A 17,133-nucleotide genomic window follows, 5' to 3' on the forward strand; every position below is an offset into this window, starting at 1 on the left:
AAAATGAATATCACCAGCAAGGACCTCAACCTGCTGTACCTGTTCCATGTGCTGTATCAGGAACGCAACGCTACCCTTGCAGCCCAGCGCATGGCGCTGAGCCAGCCTGCCCTCAGCCACAAACTCAACAAGCTGCGCCATCAGTTTGGCGACCCGCTGTTCGTCCGCGCGCCCAGGGGCCTGACCCCGACACCACGTGCCCACGAACTGGCGCCCGAGGTAGAACGCCTGGTAGAGGGCCTGGAAGGTTTCTATGAGCGCTGCGAAGGGCAGGACTTCCTCGCCCGCCCTGCCCGCCTGCACCTGTACAGCACCGATTTCATGGAGCAGACCCTGTTGCCCAGGCTGCTGCCGATCCTGCGCAGCCAGGCACCGAACCTGACGCTGGTCACCCACAACACTCGCGGCCAACTACCTCGTGAAGAACTGGAGAAAGGCACCTGTGACCTGGCCGTTGCCGGGTTCTACACCGACCTGCCGGAAACCTTCCACCAACAACGCCTGCTCAGCGAACACTTGGTAGTGCTGGCCTCGCGCAGCCATCCAGGCCTGGAAAACGGCCTGGACCTCGATACCTTCCTCGCCAGCGACCACCTGCTCACCACCCTCACCGGCGACCTCGATGGCCTGGTCGACCGCGCCCTGCGCAGCCAGGGCATGCAACGACGGGTCGTGGCTGGCCTGTCCAGCTTTGTAGCCCCCACGCGCCTGCTGCGCGGCACCGACCTGCTGCTCACATGCCTGAGCTCGCTGGCCATCGAAGCCACCGAGCGTGATGACGACCTGCTCATGTACCCGCTGCCGCTGACACTGCCCGCAATCGAGGTGATGCAGATCTGGCATGAACGCACCCACGCCGACCCCTTGCGGCGCTGGTTCCGCCAGCAGCTGTGGAACGTCGCACAAGAGGCTGCGGCCTGCGCAAGTAACAATATCTAAACAACGATGTGACATTTTTTTACAGCTTTCTCGCCAAGGAGCTGTCGAATGAAGGTCACGGTTTTCGGTACCGGCTATGTCGGCCTCACCCAGGCAGTATGCCTGGCCCAGGTGGGGCATTCGGTGTTATGCATGGATGTCGACGCCGAGCGGGTCGCCAGCCTCAATGCAGGCCATTGCCCAATCTTCGAGCCCGGCCTGGCGCCGATGCTGGAGAAGAACCTGGCCTGCGGTCGCCTGCGCTTCACCACCGACGCCAGCGAAGCGGCCAACTACGCCAGGTTGCAGTTCATCGCCGTCGGCACCCCGCCACAGGCCGATGGCAGCGCCGACCTGAAGCACGTGTTCGCCGTGGTCGACAGCATCCTCGAACATGCCGACGGCCCCAAGCTGATCGTCAACAAATCCACCGCGCCGGTCGGCACGGTGCACCGCATCAAGGCGCGCATCGCCCAGGCCGTGGCCGATACCAGCCGCTTCCATGTCGTCAGCAACCCCGAGTTCCTCAAGGAAGGCTCGGCTGTCGATGACTGCATGCGCCCGGAGCGCATCATCATCGGTGGCGCGGAACCCGCCGAGGTAGAACTGCTGCGCGAGCTGTACCTGCCGTTCAGCCGCAACCGCGAAAAGCTCATGGTCATGGATGCGCGCAGCGCCGAACTGACCAAATATGCGGCCAACTGCATGCTGGCGACCAAGATTTCGTTCATCAACGAAATCGCCAACCTGGCCGAGCACCTGGGCGCCGACATCGAAATGGTGCGCCGCGGCATCGGCTCGGACCCGCGCATAGGCTACGACTTCATCTATGCCGGCTGCGGCTTTGGCGGCTCATGCTTCCCCAAGGACCTGCAAGCCCTGCGCCGCAGCGCCGAGGCCGAAGGCTTCGAACCGCAGTTGCTGCGTGCGGTGGAATCGGTCAACGAGCAGCAAAAGGGCCGGCTGTTCAACAAGATCCAGCGCCACTACCCACGTGGCCTGCGGGGCAAGGTCTTCGCCTTGTGGGGCTTGTCGTTCAAGCCCAATACCAATGACATCCGCGAGGCCTCCAGCCGGGTCCTGCTGGAAGCGCTGTGGGCCGCCGGCGCGCGGGTGCAGGCCCATGACCCGCAGGCCATGGAAGAAATCCAGCGGCATTACGGCCCGCGCACCGACCTGCAACTGGTGCCGTGCAAGGACGACGCACTGCACGGCGCCGATGCCCTGGTGATCGTCACCGAATGGCAGGACTACCGCGTGCTCAACCTGGACAAGGTGCCGCAACAGCTGGCCGACCGGGTGGTGTTCGACGGGCGCAACCTGTTCGAACCCGAGCACATGGCCGCCGCCGGCCTGACTTATTACGGCATCGGCCGTGGCCAGGTGCAGCCAGCATGCCCGTATTGATTACCGGCGTGGCGGGTTTCATCGGCTACCACGTTGCACGGCGCCTGTGCGCAGCAGGCATAGAGGTGGTTGGCATTGATAACCTCAATACCTATTACAGCGTCCAGCTGAAACTGGCGCGCCTGCAGCAACTGTTCGGCTTTGCCAATTTCCGCTTCCACACCCTCGATATCGCCCACCCGAACGAACTGCAACAACTGTTCGCCGGCCAGGCGTTCAGTGATGTGATCCACCTGGCAGCGCAGGCCGGGGTACGCTATTCGCTGGACAACCCCGGCGCCTATGGCCAGGCCAACCTGGTCGGCTTTCTCAACATCCTCGAGGCCTGCCGCCAGCAGCCGCCCCGCCACCTGATCTATGCCTCCAGCAGTTCAGTATACGGCGCCAACGCCAAGCTGCCGTTCAGCGTCGACGACCCGGCCGAGCAACCGCTGTCGCTGTATGCCGCCAGCAAGCGCGCCAATGAACTGATGGCGCACAGCTACGCACACCTGTACCAGCTGCCAACCACCGGCCTGCGCTTTTTCACCGTGTACGGCCCCTGGGGCCGCCCCGACATGGCGCCGTTCAAGTTCACTCGCGCGATGATCGAGGGCCGACCTGTCGAGGTCTACAACAACGGCATGATGGGGCGCGACTTCACCTACATCGACGACATCGTCGAGAGCATTGTGCGCCTGCGCCTGAAGCCGCCACTGCCGGACGAGGGACAGCCGCCCTGCCAGCTGTTCAACATCGGCCGTGGCCAACCGGTACGGCTGCTGCACTTCGTCGAATGCCTGGAGCGTGCCTTGGGCATCAAGGCCCGACGCGACTACCTGCCGCTGCAAGCGGGTGACGTGCTGGAAACCTGGGCCGACGCCGGCTCGCTGGCGCGCTGGATCGACTACTCCCCGGGCACGTCGCTGGAACACGGCGTCAACGCCTTCGTTGGCTGGTACCGGGATTTCTACCGGGTTTGAGCCGCGCAATCACAATAAGCACAGGTAGCCTCATGACAGATCCACTTGACCTCTCGGTGCTCATTCCCGCCAGGAACGAGGTCGACAACCTGCCATCACTGCTGATGGAAATACGCACCGCACTGGCGGCTGAAGACTTTGAAGTACTGGTGGTCGATGACGGCAGTAGCGACCGCACCCTTAGCGTACTGCTGCAACTGAAAAACCAGGGCTACACGCAACTGCGCATCCTCCGTCACCAGCAGTCGCTGGGCCAGAGCACTTCGCTGTGGCATGCCGCCCAGGCTGCCCGCGGGCGCTGGCTGGCAACCCTGGACGGCGACGGTCAGAATGACCCGGCGGACATCCCCGGCATGCTGACCTTGGTACGCGCCAACCAGGACCTGGCCGGTGGCGTCAAGCTGGTGGCCGGGCACCGGGTCAACCGCCGCGACAGCGCCAGCAAACGCTGGGCCTCGCGGCTTGCCAACGGCCTGCGCAGCCGCTTGCTCAAGGACGCCACGCCAGACACCGGCTGCGGGCTGAAACTGATCGAGCGCGCGGCCTTCCTGCGCCTGCCCTACTTCGACCACATGCACCGCTTCATCCCGGCGCTGATCCTGCGCCACAACGGCCGCATGCTGATACACCCGGTCAACCACCGCCCACGTCGGGCTGGGGTGTCCAAGTACGGCAACCTGGACCGCGCCCTGGTCGGCATCCTCGACTTGTTCGGGGTCTGGTGGCTGATCCGGCGCACCCGCCTGGACACGCGCCCCCAGGAGCTCGAAGGATGACCCGCGAAACCCTGTGGCTGGTCATCGGCTTCGCCGGCCAGGCCGTATTTACCGGGCGTTTCGTGTTGCAGTGGCTGTACAGCGAGTTCAAGCGCCGCAGCGTGATCCCGGTGGGGTTCTGGTACCTGAGCATGCTCGGCAGCGCGCTGCTGCTGACCTATGCCATCTATCGCCAGGACCCGGTGTTCATCATTGGCCAGGGCTTCGGCTTGCTGGTCTACCTGCGCAATCTGCAACTGATCGCCCGACACCAGGAACAGAAGGAATAGCCCTTGCCAAGGTTCAGCACGCTCGGGGCCGAACGCCTGGCCCTGATTGCCCTCGCGGTGTTGCTGGTGGGCGCGGGTATCGGCTGGCGCCAGCCGATGAATGTGGACGAAGAACGCTTTCTCGGCGTCGCCCTGGAAATGCTGCAGGGCGGCAACTGGTTCATCCCGCACCGGGCGGGGGAAATCTACGGCGACAAGCCGCCGTTGTTCATGTGGACCGTGGCCCTGTTCAGCCACCTCACCGGCTCGCCCAAGGTTGCCCTGTACCTGCCAGGGCTGCTGTCGGCGGCGACCATCACCTGGGTGCTGCATGACCTGGGGCGGCGCCTGTGGACCCGGCGCATCGGTGTGATCGCCGCCTTGCTGTTCCTGGCTACCTACCAGAGCTACAGCATCTTGCGCACCGGGCAGATCGACAGCTTCCTGTGCCTGTGGGTGGCGCTCGGTTTCTACGGCATGCTGCGCCACTTGCTGCTCGGGCCGGCCTGGGGCTGGTTCTACCTGGCCTGCGCGGCCATGGGCCTGGGTATCATCAGCAAGGGCGTGGGCTTTATCCCGGCGCTGCTTCTGTTGCCCTATGCCTGGGCGGTGCGCCACCACTGGCACAGGGTGGTGGCCATGCCCGGCCAGGGTTGGCGCTGGAGCCTGGGGCTGGCGTGGCTGCTGGCCGGTTGCGCGGTGTGGCTGCTGCCACTGCTGGTATCCATCGCTCATGGCGGTGGCGCGGCGGAGCTGGCCTACCTGAAGGAAATCCTGCTGCGCCAGACCGCCAGCCGCTATGCCAATGCCTGGGACCATCGCGAGCCGTTCTGGTACTTCTTCGTCAAGGTCATCCCCAAATACTGGCTGCCACTGGTGCTGGCCCTGCCCTGGCTGGTACCCGCCTGGCGCCGACAGCTGCAAAAACACGACGGGCGCGTCCTGCTGCTGCTCGGCTGGGTGGCGCTGGTACTGTTGTTTTTCAGCCTGAGCAGCGGCAAGCGCAAACTGTACATCTTCCCGGCGCTGCCGGGCCTGGTGCTGGCCATCGCGCCACTGCTGCCGTGGCTGCTCAAGCGCTGGCTAGGGGGCCGGCCGGCCTGGCGCAAGGCGTTCACTGCCGTGGTCCTGGCATGGTTCGCGCTGTGGTTTGCGCGCGGCTTCGTCGAGCCGCTGAAGGAAGGCCGCAACCCGCATGAAACATTGATGACTGAAGCCGCACGGGCTACCGGCGGCGCCGAGTTGGTGCTGGTCAACTGGCGCGAGGGGCATTGGTTGTTTGCCCGACAACCCATCGTGCACTTCGGTTTCACCGGCCAGTCCAGGGCGGATGCGGCCGTCTACTGGCTGCGCCACAACCCTGCGGCCTTCGCCCTGGTCCCGGCTTCGGAACTGGGCCGCTGCTTCAGTGCAGACAAGGCACGCAGGCTGGGCGAGACCTCGCGCGCCGAATGGTATGTGGTTGGTGCCGATGCCGATAACGGCCAGTGCCAGGCCACCGCCCCCAGCCATGCCTACCACTTCGCCTGGGTGGGCGCTATCCCTTTGGGAGCAACTGTCCTGGATATCTCTTCAAACCAGCACTGGCCCTTGTAGAAGCGGCCTTGTGTCACGATGGGCCGCGCAGCGGCCCCGGCAATCTCTGCTGCGAAGCTGAAAACCTGGGGCCGCTTCGCGCCCCATCGCGACACAAGGCCGCTCCTACAGGAGACCGCGCCAACTTTCAGCATTGGAGCAAATCTTGCTCCTGCCTAAGGCGTAACGGCACTCTCAGGAGGATTCAGTTGCAACACCTCGTTGGTGTATGCCCACTCCTTCTGCACCTGGTCCGGGTGGTCGTTGAGGCGAATGCCATGGGACGGGATTATCTGCCTGATCTTCGCCTGCCACTGTGGGGATGCCATCTTGTCCTTGAACACCTTGCCCAGCACATCGAGCATGATCGGCGGCGCGGTCGAGGCGCCAGGGGAAGCCCCCAGCAATCCGGCAATGCTGCCATCCCTGGACGTCACCACTTCAGTGCCAAGCTTGAGTACACCCCCCAATGCTTCGTCCTTCTTGATGATCTGCACCCGCTGGCCCGCCTGCCACAGCCGCCAGTCTTCCTTCTTCGCCTCGGGGAAGTAGGTGCGCAATGCTTCGAAACGGTCATCGTCAGATTGCAGCACCTGGCCGATCAGGTACTGCACCAGGTCGAATTCGCGCACCCCGACCCTTACCATGGGCCAGGCGTTGTGCACACTGGCACTGGCGAACAGGTCAAGCAGCGAGCCCTGCTTGAGGAATTTGGTCGAGAAGGTGGCGAACGGCCCGAACAGGATCATGCGCTTGCCATCGAGCACGCGGGTGTCCAGGTGCGGTACCGACATCGGTGGCGCGCCGGTGGCGGCGATACCGTAGGCCTTGGCCATGTGACGTTGGGCGATGGCCGGGTTGTCGGTGACCAGGAACGAACCACCGACCGGGAAACCGGCATAGTCCTTGGCCTCGTCGATGCCCGACTTCTGCAGCAGCGGCAGCGCGGCACCACCAGCGCCGATGAACAGGAACCTGGCGTCGGTGGCCGCGTTGCTGCCGTCCTTGAGGTTCTTGTATTCGACATGCCAGGAACCGTCGTCGTTGCGGGTGATGGCCTGCACTTCGGTCGACAGCTTGAGGTCGAAGTTCGGCCGGGTCTGCAGGTAACCCACGTACTGCCGGGTGATCTCGCCAAAGTTGACGTCGGTGCCGATCGGCGTCCAGGTCACGGCCAGTTTCTGGTTGGGGTCGCGGCCTTCCATCATCAAAGGTACCCACTTGCGGATCTGCTCGTGGTCCTCGGAGTACTGCATGGGCTTGAACAGCGGGCTGGCCTGCAGGGCTTCGTAGCGTTTCTTCAGGAAGCGAATGTTGTCGTCGCCCCAGACAAAGCTCATGTGCGGGGTGGTATTGATGAAGGAATGCGGGTTCTTCAGCACGCCCTGCTTCACCTGCCAGGCGAGGAACTGGCGGGTGACCTGAAATGACTCGTTGATCTCCACCGCCTTGCTGATATCGACCTTGCCGTCCTTCTCCGGGGTGTAGTTCAGCTCGGCGAGGGCCGAGTGGCCGGTGCCGGCATTGTTCCAGCCGTTGGAGCTTTCTTCGGCGACCTTGTCCAGGCGCTCGACCATTTCCATCGACCAACCCGGCTCCAGCTCATTCAGCCAGATTGCCAGGGTTGAACTCATGATGCCGCCGCCCACCAGCATGACATCGACCTTCCTGGTTTCCGCGGCCCGGGCACCGAGCATGCCGAATGCCAAGGCCAGCCCGGTCAGTGCCAATACCGGCTTGATGGTGATCTTCATAATTTCTCCCTTGCCTCGTTGCCATCCGTAAGTTCAGCCACAAGCTTAGATGACGGATTTGGTCGGGCATCGCTGTTGCACAATCACTTGCAATCCGTCACATCTCAAAATACTGTATGAATACTCAGTATTACAGGTCAGCCCCATGCAACTCATCGCCAAACTCGGCATCCTTGCCGATGCTGCCAAGTACGACGCATCCTGCGCCAGCAGCGGCGCGCCCAAGCGCAACTCGCGCGGGGCTGATGGCCTGGGCGCTACCAATGGCATGGGCATCTGTCACAGCTACACCCCCGACGGGCGCTGCGTGTCACTGCTCAAGGTGCTACTGACCAACTTTTGCCTCTACGACTGCCAGTACTGCGTCAACCGCCGCTCCAGCAACGTGCCACGCGCACGCTTCACCCCCGAGGAAGTGGTCCGGTTGACGCTGGACTTCTACCGGCGCAACTGCATCAGCGGCCTGTTTCTCAGCTCTGGCATCATCCGCTCGGCGGACTACACCATGGAGCAGCTGATCCGCGTGGCGCGGCTGTTACGCGAGGAGCACGGCTTCCGTGGCTACATCCACCTCAAGACCATCCCCGATGCCGACCCGCTGCTGATCGAGGAGGCCGGGCGCCTGGCAGATCGGCTCAGCGTCAACATCGAGCTGCCGACCGATGCCAGCCTGAAACGCCTGGCACCGGAGAAACAGGCGCACACCATTCGCCAGGCCATGGGCGTGATCCATCAGGGCCAGCAAGCCGTAGCCCACGAGCCCAAGGCGCCGCGCTTTACCCCGGCCGGGCAAAGCACCCAGGTGATCGTCGGGGCCGACAGCACCGACGACAGCACATTGCTGCGCAATGCCGAATCGCTGTACCAAGGCTACGGTCTCAAGCGCGTGTACTACTCCGCCTTCAGCCCCATCCCCGACAGCCCCGGCAGCGTACCCCTGGCCGCACCACCGCTGCTGCGCGAACACCGCCTGTACCAGGCTGACTTCCTGCTGCGTGGCTATGGCTACAAGGCCGGCGAGCTGCTGGGCCAGAGCGGCAACCTGGCACTGGACATCGACCCCAAGCTGGCCTGGGCGCTGGCCAACCGCGAAGTGTTCCCATTGGATGTGAACCGTGCCGAGCCGGCGCTACTGGCACGCATCCCCGGCATCGGCCTGCGCAGCGTGCAGCGCCTGGTAGCCCTGCGCCGCGAACGGCGCGTTCGCTACGATGACCTGATCCAGTTGCGCTGTGTACTGGAAAAGGCGCGCCCGTTCATTGTCACCAGCGACTACCGCCCAGCCCAGGCCGAGCTGCGCAGCGGCCTGCTGAGGGCGCGCTTGCGTGAGCCGCAGGCGCCGGTGCAGATGGGCTTGTGGGGATGATCGCGCTCGACTGCGACGGCCTGTTCGCCACCTGGCGTGACCAGGCCCGGGTGTTGTTGGGGCATGGCATCGACCCGTCGCAGGTCACCTGGCTGCAGGGGCCGGTGGCAGATTTGCTGGCCGTACCGACCGCGTTGCCGGAAGGCGCCGGTCCTTTTCGCGCCAAGGTGCCAGCGGCGCTGCTGAGCCAGCTGGAACAGGCCGCCCGCTACCGTGGCGAGCACCGCTGGAACCTGCTGTACGAGGTACTTTGGCGGGTGGCCCATGGCGACCGCACGGCAATGCTGGCAGGTGACCGATTGGGCAGTGAGCTGCAAAGGCGGATCAAGCAGGTCAATCGCGAAGCGCACCACCTGCATGCGTTCGTACGCTTCGTGCCACTACCCGAAGTATTGGCTGAACAGCTGCACCTTGACCTGGTGGCTTATCACGAGCCGGCGCATGACATTCTGGAAAGCGCCAGTGCGCATTTCGCCGACCGCCTGGGGCGTTTGCGCTGGATGATTGCCACGGCGCACGACGGCATACGCTTCGATGGCCAGGCATTCGACTACCAGCGCCAGTGCCCCGAACCCTGGCGCCAGTGGGCCCGCAATGCCGAAGACCCTGGCGCCGAGTTATGGCGAACCTACTATCGCCATACCTTCAACCCTGCCCGCCTCAACCCCGATGCCTTGCGCCTGCACATGCCCGGGCGGTTCTGGCGACATTTGCCGGAGGGCATGCTGATTCCGCAGCTCGAAGGCCAGGCCCGGCAAGGCAAGCAACGGGACGGCCAAGCCCTGGAAGTTGCCTCCCGGGCTGGCAAGCAAATCAGCAAGCCCATGCGGTAGTGAGTTCTCAATGTGTGCGGAGGCCCTGTGGGCTGCGCTGTCGTTTAGACAACTGAATGTGCAGGCGGTACGCCTACCCTGTGGGAGCGGGCGAGCCCGCGAAGCAGCCCACACCATTCTCGAGCCGAACGATCAGCCGCCACAGTCGTCATAACCTGAGCCGCTGCCGACACGCAAAGAGGACGCGAAATGACCCAACCCGACCCGTCATACGTCAAATGGCTCGAAGACCGCGCCATGCTCAGGGCCTCCCAGCAACGCACCCATCTGTACTCGGGCCAGTCGCGCCTGTGGCAACAGCCCTACGCAGAAGCCCAGCCCCGCCGCGCCACTGAAATCGCTTCGGTCTGGCTGACCGTCTACCCCGATGCCATCATCGCCCCCGAAGGTTGTTCGGTGCTTGGCGCCCTGGCCCACGAGGCGCTGTGGAAGCGTTTGTCGGAGATCGGCATCCAGGGCCTGCACACCGGCCCTATCAAGCTGTCCGGCGGCATTCGCGGCCGTGAACTCACCCCCAGCGTGGACGGCAACTTCGACCGCATCAGTTTCGACATCGACCCACTGTACGGCAGCGAGCAGGAGCTGGTCCAGATGAGCCGCATGGCCGCCGCGCACAACGCCGTGACCATCGACGACCTGATCCCCTCGCACACTGGCAAGGGCGCCGACTTCCGCCTGGCCGAGCTGGCCTACGGCCCCTACCCGGGGCTGTACCACATGGTCGAAATCCGCGAGGAAGACTGGCCGCTGCTGCCCGAAGTGCCTGCCGGGCGCGACGCGGTCAACCTGCTGCCGGCCCAGTGCGACGAGCTCAAGGCCCGCCATTACATCGTCGGCCAGCTGCAACGGGTGATCTTCTTCGAACCAGGGGTGAAGGAAACCGACTGGAGCGCCACGCCGCCGGTGACCGGTGTGGATGGCAAGACCCGGCGCTGGGTGTACCTGCACTATTTCAAGGAAGGCCAGCCGTCGCTGAACTGGCTGGACCCGACCTTCGCCGCCCAGCAGATGATCATTGGCGATGCCCTGCACGCCCTGGACTGCCTGGGTGCCCGCGGCCTGCGCCTGGATGCCAACGGCTTTCTCGGCGTGGAAACGCGCGCCAGCGGCACGGCCTGGTCGGAAAGCCACCCGCTGTCGATCGTCGGCAACCAGCTGATCGGCGGCATGATCCGCAAGGCTGGCGGCTTCAGCTTCCAGGAGCTGAACCTGACCCTCGACGACATCGCGCAGATGTCCAAAGGCGGTGCCGACCTGTCCTACGATTTCATTACCCGGCCGGCCTACCAGCATGCGCTGCTGACCGGCGACACCGAGTTCCTGCGCCTGATGCTCAAGGAAATGCACGCCTTCGGCATCGACCCGGCCTCGCTGATCCATGCCTTGCAGAACCATGACGAGTTGACCGTGGAACTGGTGCATTTCTGGACCCTGCATGCCCATGACATGTACTTGTACAAAGGCCAGACCTTGCCGGGCGGCATCCTGCGCGAGCACATTCGCGAAGAGATCTACGAACGGCTGTCGGGCGAGCATGCGCCGTACAACCTGCGTTTCGTCACCAATGGCATAGCCTGTACCACGGCCAGCCTGATCGCTGCCGCCCTGGGCATCCGCGACCTTGGGCAGATCGGGGTGGCAGAAATCGAGCTGATCCAGAAGGTGCACCTGCTGCTGGTCATGTACAACGCCATGCAGCCAGGGGTGGTGGCGTTGTCCGGCTGGGACCTGGTGGGCGCCCTGCCCTTGCCCGCCGAAGCGGTCGCGCAGCGGATGCTCGATGGCGATACCCGCTGGATTCACCGGGGCGGCTACGACCTGGCCGGCCTGGAGCCGCAGGCCCAGTCATCGGTACGTGGCATGCCCCGGGCCCGGGCGCTGTATGGCAGCCTGGACAGCCAGCTGGAAAATGGCGATTCGTTTGCCTGCAAGGTGAAGAAACTGCTGGCGGTGCGCCAGGCCTATGGCATTGCCACCAGCCGCCAGGTGCTGGTGCCCGAAGTCAGCAGCCCCGGCTTGCTGGTGATGGTGCATGAGCTGCCGGCCGGGCGCGGTATCCAGATCAGTGCGCTGAACTTTGGCCAGGAAGTGATTGCCGAGGAGCTGCAACTGAGCGGGTTTACGCCGGGGCCGGTGGTGGACATGATCAATGAAACGGTCGAAGGGGATTTGACCGAGGATGGGCGACTGATGGTAAACCTGGACCCGTATGAGGCGCTGTGCCTGCGAATCGTCAACAGCAGCGGCCATGTCTGAATTGTATTCGCCCCATTGCCTTCGCCGGTGAAGCTCTGAACGGCAGCCACGCGATACCTGTGGGAGCGGGCGCGCCCGCGAATACCGGCGTAGCCGGTGCCATCCACCGCGTCGCCTGCTTCGCGGGTAAACCCGCTCCCACAGAGTCCCCCGTCAGCTGAAGGAATGCGCCATACCTGTGGGAGCGGGCGCGCCCGCGAACACCGGCGCAGCCGGTGCCACCACCGCGTCGCCTGCTTCGCGGGTGAACCCGCTCCCACAGGGGGCCCATCAGCTGAAGGAATGCGCCATACCTGTGGGAGCGGGCGCGCCCGCGAATACCGGCGTAGCCGGTGCCATCACCGCGTCGCCTGCTTCGCGGGCATGCCCGCTCCCACAAGGACCCCGCCAGCTGAAGGAATGCGCCATACCTGTGGGAGCGGGCGCGCCCGCGAACACCGGCGTAGCCGGTGCCATCCACCGCGTCGCCTGCTTCGCGGGTAAACCCGCTCCCACAGAGTCCCCCGTCAGCTGAAGGAATGCGCCATACCTGTGGGAGCGGGCGCGCCCGCGAACACCGGCGTAGCCGGTGCCCTCCATCGCGTCGCCTGCTTCGCGGGTAAACCCGCTCCCACAGAGTCCCCCGCCAGCTGAAGGAATGCGCCATACCTGTGGGAGCGGGCGCGCCCGCGAATACCGGCGTGGCCGGTGCCACCACCGCGTCGCCTGCTTCGCGGGCATGCCCGCTCCCACAAGGACCCCGCCAGCGGAAGGAATGCGCCATACCTGTGGGAGCGGGTTCACCCGCGAACACCGGCGCAGCCGGTGCCATCCACCGCGTCGCCTGCTTCGCGGGCAGGCCCGCTCCCACAGGGTGCCGCGGGGGCTCCACGTGCCCAGACAAATGGCCAGCTTGCTTTTACCGCTCCACGGGCATAGCGTTCGGAAGTTTTCTTTTCCGTGCCCAGGAGCAACTCCATGTACACCGGCATCGTCCAGGCCGTCCGCCCTCTGCTTGATGTGACCACTTACCCGGGCCACAACCAGTTCACCATCGACCTCACCCCGGAACTGCTCGACGAGCTGAAGATCGGCGCCAGCGTCAGTGTCGAAGGCACCTGCCTGTCGGTCACCGAGATCCACGGCACCCAGGTCCGGTTCGACGCCATGACCGCCACCCTGGAGCGTACCAACCTGCGCAACTTCAAGGCCGGCCAGGGCGTCAACATCGAACGTTCGGCGAAGATGAACGCCGAAGTCGGCGGCCACCTGATGGCCGGCCACATCGCCACCACCGCCGGAGTCGTCGAGCTGTCGATCAAGGAAACCGGTGCTTTCATCAAGTTCCGCATGCCCCCGGAATGGGGCAAGTACGTGTTCCCGCGCGGTTTCATCGGGGTCAATGGCTGCAGCCTGACCGTAGCCGATGTCGAGGACAACGTGATCACCATCAACCTGATCCCGGAAACCCTGCGCCAGACCACCTTCCCTGACTACAAGGCCGGCGATCTGCTCAATATCGAAGTGGACCACCAGACCATGGTGCTGGTCGATGTAGTAGAGCGCACCATCAAGAGCACCCTGGCCCGCGAAATGCCTCGCTGAGTTCCCGAGCATGCTGCCCAACACCCTTCCCGCGCGCACAGCCAAGCGGCTACGCCTGCAGGTTCTGCGTGGTCGTGTCGGCCTAGGCCTGGTCGCCGGCCTGTCGGTGCTGGCCGGCATGACCGATGCCATTGGCCTGCTGGCGCTGGGCGACTTCGTGTCGTTCATGAGTGGCAACACCACGCGCCTGGCTGTCGCCATCAGCGATGCGGACCTGGCCCTGGTGCTGCGCCTGAGTGCTGCGGTGCTGGGCTTCGTCGTCGGCAACGCCCTGGGCGTGCTGCTGGCACGAGGTTTCCGCCGCCGGGCCTGGCCGGTGCTGCTGGTGGTCGCCGCCCTGCTCGCCTTTGCAGCCGCATGGCCCTTGGCAGCGACCTTTCCAGCGCTACTCGCTGCCACGCTGGCCATGGGCATGATCAACGCCGTGGTCGAACAGGTGAACGGCCTGCCGATCGGCCTGACCTACGTCACCGGCGCCCTGTCACGCTTCGGTCGTGGGCTGGCGCGCTGGCTGCTGGGCGAGCGGCGCAATGGCTGGCGGGTGCAACTGGTGCCTTGGGCCGGCATGCTGCTGGGCGCCGCGCTGGGTGCATGGCTGGAGCATCACCTGGGCCTGCAGGCGCTGGCCGGCAGCTGCGCGCTGGCCTGCGTGCTGGCCCTGGTGTCGCGGTTCATTCCGCGGACATGGCAGCGTGGCTACATGCCACACTGATCACTCGATGCGCGGGTGCTGCTGCACCAGCAACTTGCGTTTGGCCTCAAGTTCGGCAATCTGCGCATCGATGTCCTCGATCCTTTGCTCGATGTTGTCGTGGTGCTCCTGTAGCAGCTCACGCGCTTCCTCGATATCCGATGCTGCCGGTGCCGCGCCGCGCAGCGGCTTGTTGGCGGTTTCCTTCATGGTCAGGCCGGTGACCAGCCCCACGGCCGCGATCACCATCAGGTAGTAGGCCGGCATGTACAGGTTGCCAGTACTCTCCACCAGCCAGGCGGCGATGGTCGGGGTGAGGCCGGCGATCAGCACCGAGATATTGAAGGCGCTGGCGAGGGCGCTGTAGCGGATGTGCGTGGGGAACATTGCCGGTAGCGTGGAGGCCATCACGCCGATGAAGAAGTTCAGCAGCACGGCAATGATCAACAGCCCGGCAAAGATCACCCCCAGTACACCGCTGTTGATCAGCATGAATGCCGGGATGGCCAGCACGAACAGGCCGACGCTGCCGACGATGATGAACGGTCGACGGCCGAACTTGTCGCTGAGCAGCCCGATCATCGGCTGCACGAACAGCATGCCGACCATGATTGCGATGATGATCAGCACGCCATGGTCTTCGCTGTAGTGCAGGTTGTGCGACAGGTAGCTGGGCATGTACGTGAGCAGCATGTAGTAGGTGACGTTGGTGGCGATCACCACGCCGATGCAGGTCACCAGGCTGCGCCAGTGCTGGGTGGCAACCTCCTTGAAGGACACCTTGGGCCCGGAAGCCAGGCCTTCGCGGTCGCCCTGCTCCAGTTTGTCGACATGCTGCTGGAAGGCTGGCGTTTCCTCCAGCGCATGGCGCAGGTACAGGCCGATGATGCCCAGCGGCAAGGCGAGGAAGAACGGCAGGCGCCAACCCCATTCGAGGAACTTGTCCTCACCCAGCACCGTAGAGATCAACACCACCACACCGGCACCCAACACGAACCCGGCAATCGAGCCGAAGTCCAGCCAACTGCCGAGAAACCCCCGTTTACGGTCAGGGGCGTATTCAGCGACGAAGATCGACGCACCGGTGTACTCGCCCCCCACCGAGAAGCCCTGGGCCATCTTGGCCAGCAGCAACAGGATCGGCGCCCAGATACCGATGCTGGCATAGGACGGTATCAGGCCGATGGCAAAGGTACTGAGCGACATGATCACGATGGTCGCAGCGAGGATTTTCTGCCGCCCGAATCGGTCGCCCAAGGCGCCGAAGAACAGCCCGCCCAGAGGCCTGATCAGAAACGGCACCGAGAACGTGGCCAACGCCGCGATCATCTGCACGCTTGGGTCGGCGTTGGGGAAGAATACCTTGCCCAGGGCGTAGGCGACGAAGCCGTAGACGCCGAAGTCGAACCACTCCATGGCATTGCCCAGCGCTGCCGCGGTGATTGCCTTGCGCATCTTGCCGTCGTCGACAATGGTGATGTCCTTCAGGCCGATTGGCTGGAGGTTTTTCTTGCGAGGTTTCATGTCCGTATCCCTGTCGATGAATGCTCTAAGGGATGAGATACAACGGGACACTAAATAATTCAGCGCTTACTGCTTTTTTGTATTTTTCCTCACCGATTGCTGGGCCGGTAAAGAAAAGCCGCTGCCATGGCAGCGGCTTGCATGGGCAACGGCTCGCGGTCAGATGCCTTCGCGGGCCAGGTCCATGGCGAAGTAGGTGAGGATCAGGTCGGCACCGGCACGCTTGATCGCGCCAATGCTTTCACGCACCACCCGGCCTTCATCGATGGCGCCAGCCAGGCCGCCAAACTTGATCATCGCGTACTCACCGCTCACCTGGTACGCCGCCAGCGGCAGGCGGGACGCGGCACGGATGTCGGCGATCACATCGAGGTAGGCTCCGGCCGGCTTGACCATCAGCACATCGGCCCCTTCCTGCTCGTCGAGCAGCGACTCACGCACGGCTTCGCGGCGGTTCATCGGGTTCATCTGGTAGCTCTTGCGGTCGCCCTTCAGTGCGGTACCACCGGCTTCACGGAACGGGCCATACAGCGACGAGGCGAATTTGGTGGAGTAGGCCATGATCGCGGTGTCATGGAAGCCGGCACCATCCAGTGCGCTACGGATGGCCTGGACCTGGCCGTCCATCGCCGCCGACGGGGCAATGAAGTCGGCACCGGCAGCGGCGGCGATGACCGCCTGCTTGCCCAGGTTGGCCAGGGTGGCGTCGTTGTCCACGCCGTGGTCGTGCAGCACGCCGCAGTGGCCGTGGCTGGTGTATTCGCAGAAGCAGGTGTCGGACATCACCACCATTTCCGGCACGGTGTCCTTGCAGATGCGCGACATGCGCGCGACCAGGCCGTTTTCGTTCCAGGTGTCGCTGCCGACGGCGTCCAGGTTGTGCGAAACGCCAAAGGTCATTACCGACTTGATACCGGCGCGGGCATAGCGCTCGATTTCCTGTGCCAGCAGCTTCTCGGGGATGCGGTTGACGCCCGGCATGCTGGTGATCGGCACGAAGTCATCGATGCCCTCTTCGACGAAGATCGGCAGGATCAGGTCTTCAAGGCGGAACTCGGTTTCCTGGAAGATCGTGCGCAGGGACTCGTTCTGGCGCAGGCGGCGGGGGCGAACGGACGGGAATTGGTTGGACATGACAGCTCCAGGGAATTTGAACGGCGTATACCTTATGCCTGTCGCGCGCCAGTGAAAAGGCCAGATGACGAGATATTGTCTTGCGTCAAAGGCAATGGCTGCATT

At 64.2% G+C, this 17,133-nt stretch carries 14 protein-coding genes; 11 read left to right on the top strand and 3 right to left on the bottom strand.

The window, feature by feature from the left end:
• Positions 1 to 3: 3 nt before the first annotated feature.
• The 6 genes from J5M58_RS10605 to J5M58_RS10630 are packed head-to-tail and all read left to right on the top strand — an operon-like array spanning position 4 to position 5,907.
• A complete protein-coding gene (locus tag J5M58_RS10605; RefSeq protein WP_207878105.1) occupies positions 4 to 939 on the top strand; it encodes a LysR family transcriptional regulator in 936 nt (311 codons plus the stop codon).
• A 48-nt stretch (positions 940 to 987) separates the two neighbouring features.
• Positions 988 to 2,325, top strand: coding sequence for a UDP-glucose/GDP-mannose dehydrogenase family protein (locus tag J5M58_RS10610; RefSeq protein ID WP_112253508.1), 1,338 nt, complete (start codon positions 988 to 990; stop codon positions 2,323 to 2,325).
• Positions 2,313 to 3,287, top strand: coding sequence for an NAD-dependent epimerase/dehydratase family protein (locus J5M58_RS10615; protein WP_207878106.1), 975 nt, complete (start codon positions 2,313 to 2,315; stop codon positions 3,285 to 3,287). The genes J5M58_RS10610 and J5M58_RS10615 overlap by 13 nt, the downstream gene beginning before the upstream one ends.
• A gap of 32 nt (positions 3,288 to 3,319) precedes the next feature.
• On the top strand, positions 3,320 to 4,063 hold the full coding sequence (locus tag J5M58_RS10620; protein WP_207878107.1) for a glycosyltransferase family 2 protein: 744 nt from the start codon (positions 3,320 to 3,322) through the stop codon (positions 4,061 to 4,063).
• Entirely contained in the window at positions 4,060 to 4,332 is a 273-nt protein-coding gene (locus J5M58_RS10625; protein WP_112253505.1) for a lipid-A-disaccharide synthase N-terminal domain-containing protein, read from the top strand. The genes J5M58_RS10620 and J5M58_RS10625 overlap by 4 nt, the downstream gene beginning before the upstream one ends.
• Positions 4,333 to 4,335: 3 nt before the next feature.
• On the top strand, positions 4,336 to 5,907 hold the full coding sequence (locus J5M58_RS10630; RefSeq protein ID WP_207878108.1) for a glycosyltransferase family 39 protein: 1,572 nt from the start codon (positions 4,336 to 4,338) through the stop codon (positions 5,905 to 5,907).
• Positions 5,908 to 6,062: 155 nt separating this feature from the next.
• On the opposite strand, the gene mqo is transcribed toward J5M58_RS10630, so the two are convergent.
• Positions 6,063 to 7,640, bottom strand: coding sequence for a malate dehydrogenase (quinone) (gene mqo, locus J5M58_RS10635; RefSeq protein WP_112253504.1), 1,578 nt, complete (start codon positions 7,638 to 7,640; stop codon positions 6,063 to 6,065).
• Positions 7,641 to 7,785: 145 nt separating this feature from the next.
• Between mqo and J5M58_RS10640 the strand changes: the two genes are divergently transcribed.
• The 5 genes from J5M58_RS10640 (at position 7,786) to J5M58_RS10660 (ending at position 14,391) form a co-directional block, all read left to right on the top strand.
• Complete coding sequence (locus tag J5M58_RS10640; protein ID WP_112253503.1) at positions 7,786 to 9,006, top strand: putative DNA modification/repair radical SAM protein; 1,221 nt, start codon at positions 7,786 to 7,788, stop codon at positions 9,004 to 9,006.
• Positions 8,997 to 9,839, top strand: a complete 843-nt coding sequence (locus J5M58_RS10645) for a TIGR03915 family putative DNA repair protein (RefSeq protein ID WP_207878109.1) — start codon at positions 8,997 to 8,999, stop codon at positions 9,837 to 9,839. The genes J5M58_RS10640 and J5M58_RS10645 overlap by 10 nt, the downstream gene beginning before the upstream one ends.
• A gap of 189 nt (positions 9,840 to 10,028) precedes the next feature.
• Positions 10,029 to 12,095: a maltose alpha-D-glucosyltransferase gene (gene treS / locus J5M58_RS10650; RefSeq protein ID WP_112253501.1), complete on the top strand. Its 2,067-nt coding sequence runs from the start codon at positions 10,029 to 10,031 to the stop codon at positions 12,093 to 12,095.
• A 957-nt stretch (positions 12,096 to 13,052) separates the two neighbouring features.
• A complete protein-coding gene (locus J5M58_RS10655; protein ID WP_112253500.1) occupies positions 13,053 to 13,679 on the top strand; it encodes a riboflavin synthase subunit alpha in 627 nt (208 codons plus the stop codon).
• 10 nt (positions 13,680 to 13,689) lie between these two features.
• Positions 13,690 to 14,391, top strand: coding sequence for a YoaK family protein (locus J5M58_RS10660; RefSeq protein ID WP_207878110.1), 702 nt, complete (start codon positions 13,690 to 13,692; stop codon positions 14,389 to 14,391).
• Here J5M58_RS10660 and proP read toward each other — a convergent pair whose 3' ends face one another.
• Both proP and hemB read right to left on the bottom strand, forming a co-directional pair.
• Positions 14,392 to 15,894, bottom strand: a complete 1,503-nt coding sequence (gene proP, locus J5M58_RS10665; RefSeq protein ID WP_112253498.1) for a glycine betaine/L-proline transporter ProP — start codon at positions 15,892 to 15,894, stop codon at positions 14,392 to 14,394.
• 159 nt (positions 15,895 to 16,053) lie between these two features.
• Positions 16,054 to 17,028, bottom strand: coding sequence for a porphobilinogen synthase (gene hemB / locus J5M58_RS10670; protein ID WP_013972900.1), 975 nt, complete (start codon positions 17,026 to 17,028; stop codon positions 16,054 to 16,056).
• Positions 17,029 to 17,133 lie beyond the last annotated feature (105 nt).

Origin of the sequence: Pseudomonas sp. 32_A (assembly GCF_017490905.1) — a bacterium.
Taxonomy (GTDB): domain Bacteria; phylum Pseudomonadota; class Gammaproteobacteria; order Pseudomonadales; family Pseudomonadaceae; genus Aquipseudomonas; species Aquipseudomonas inefficax.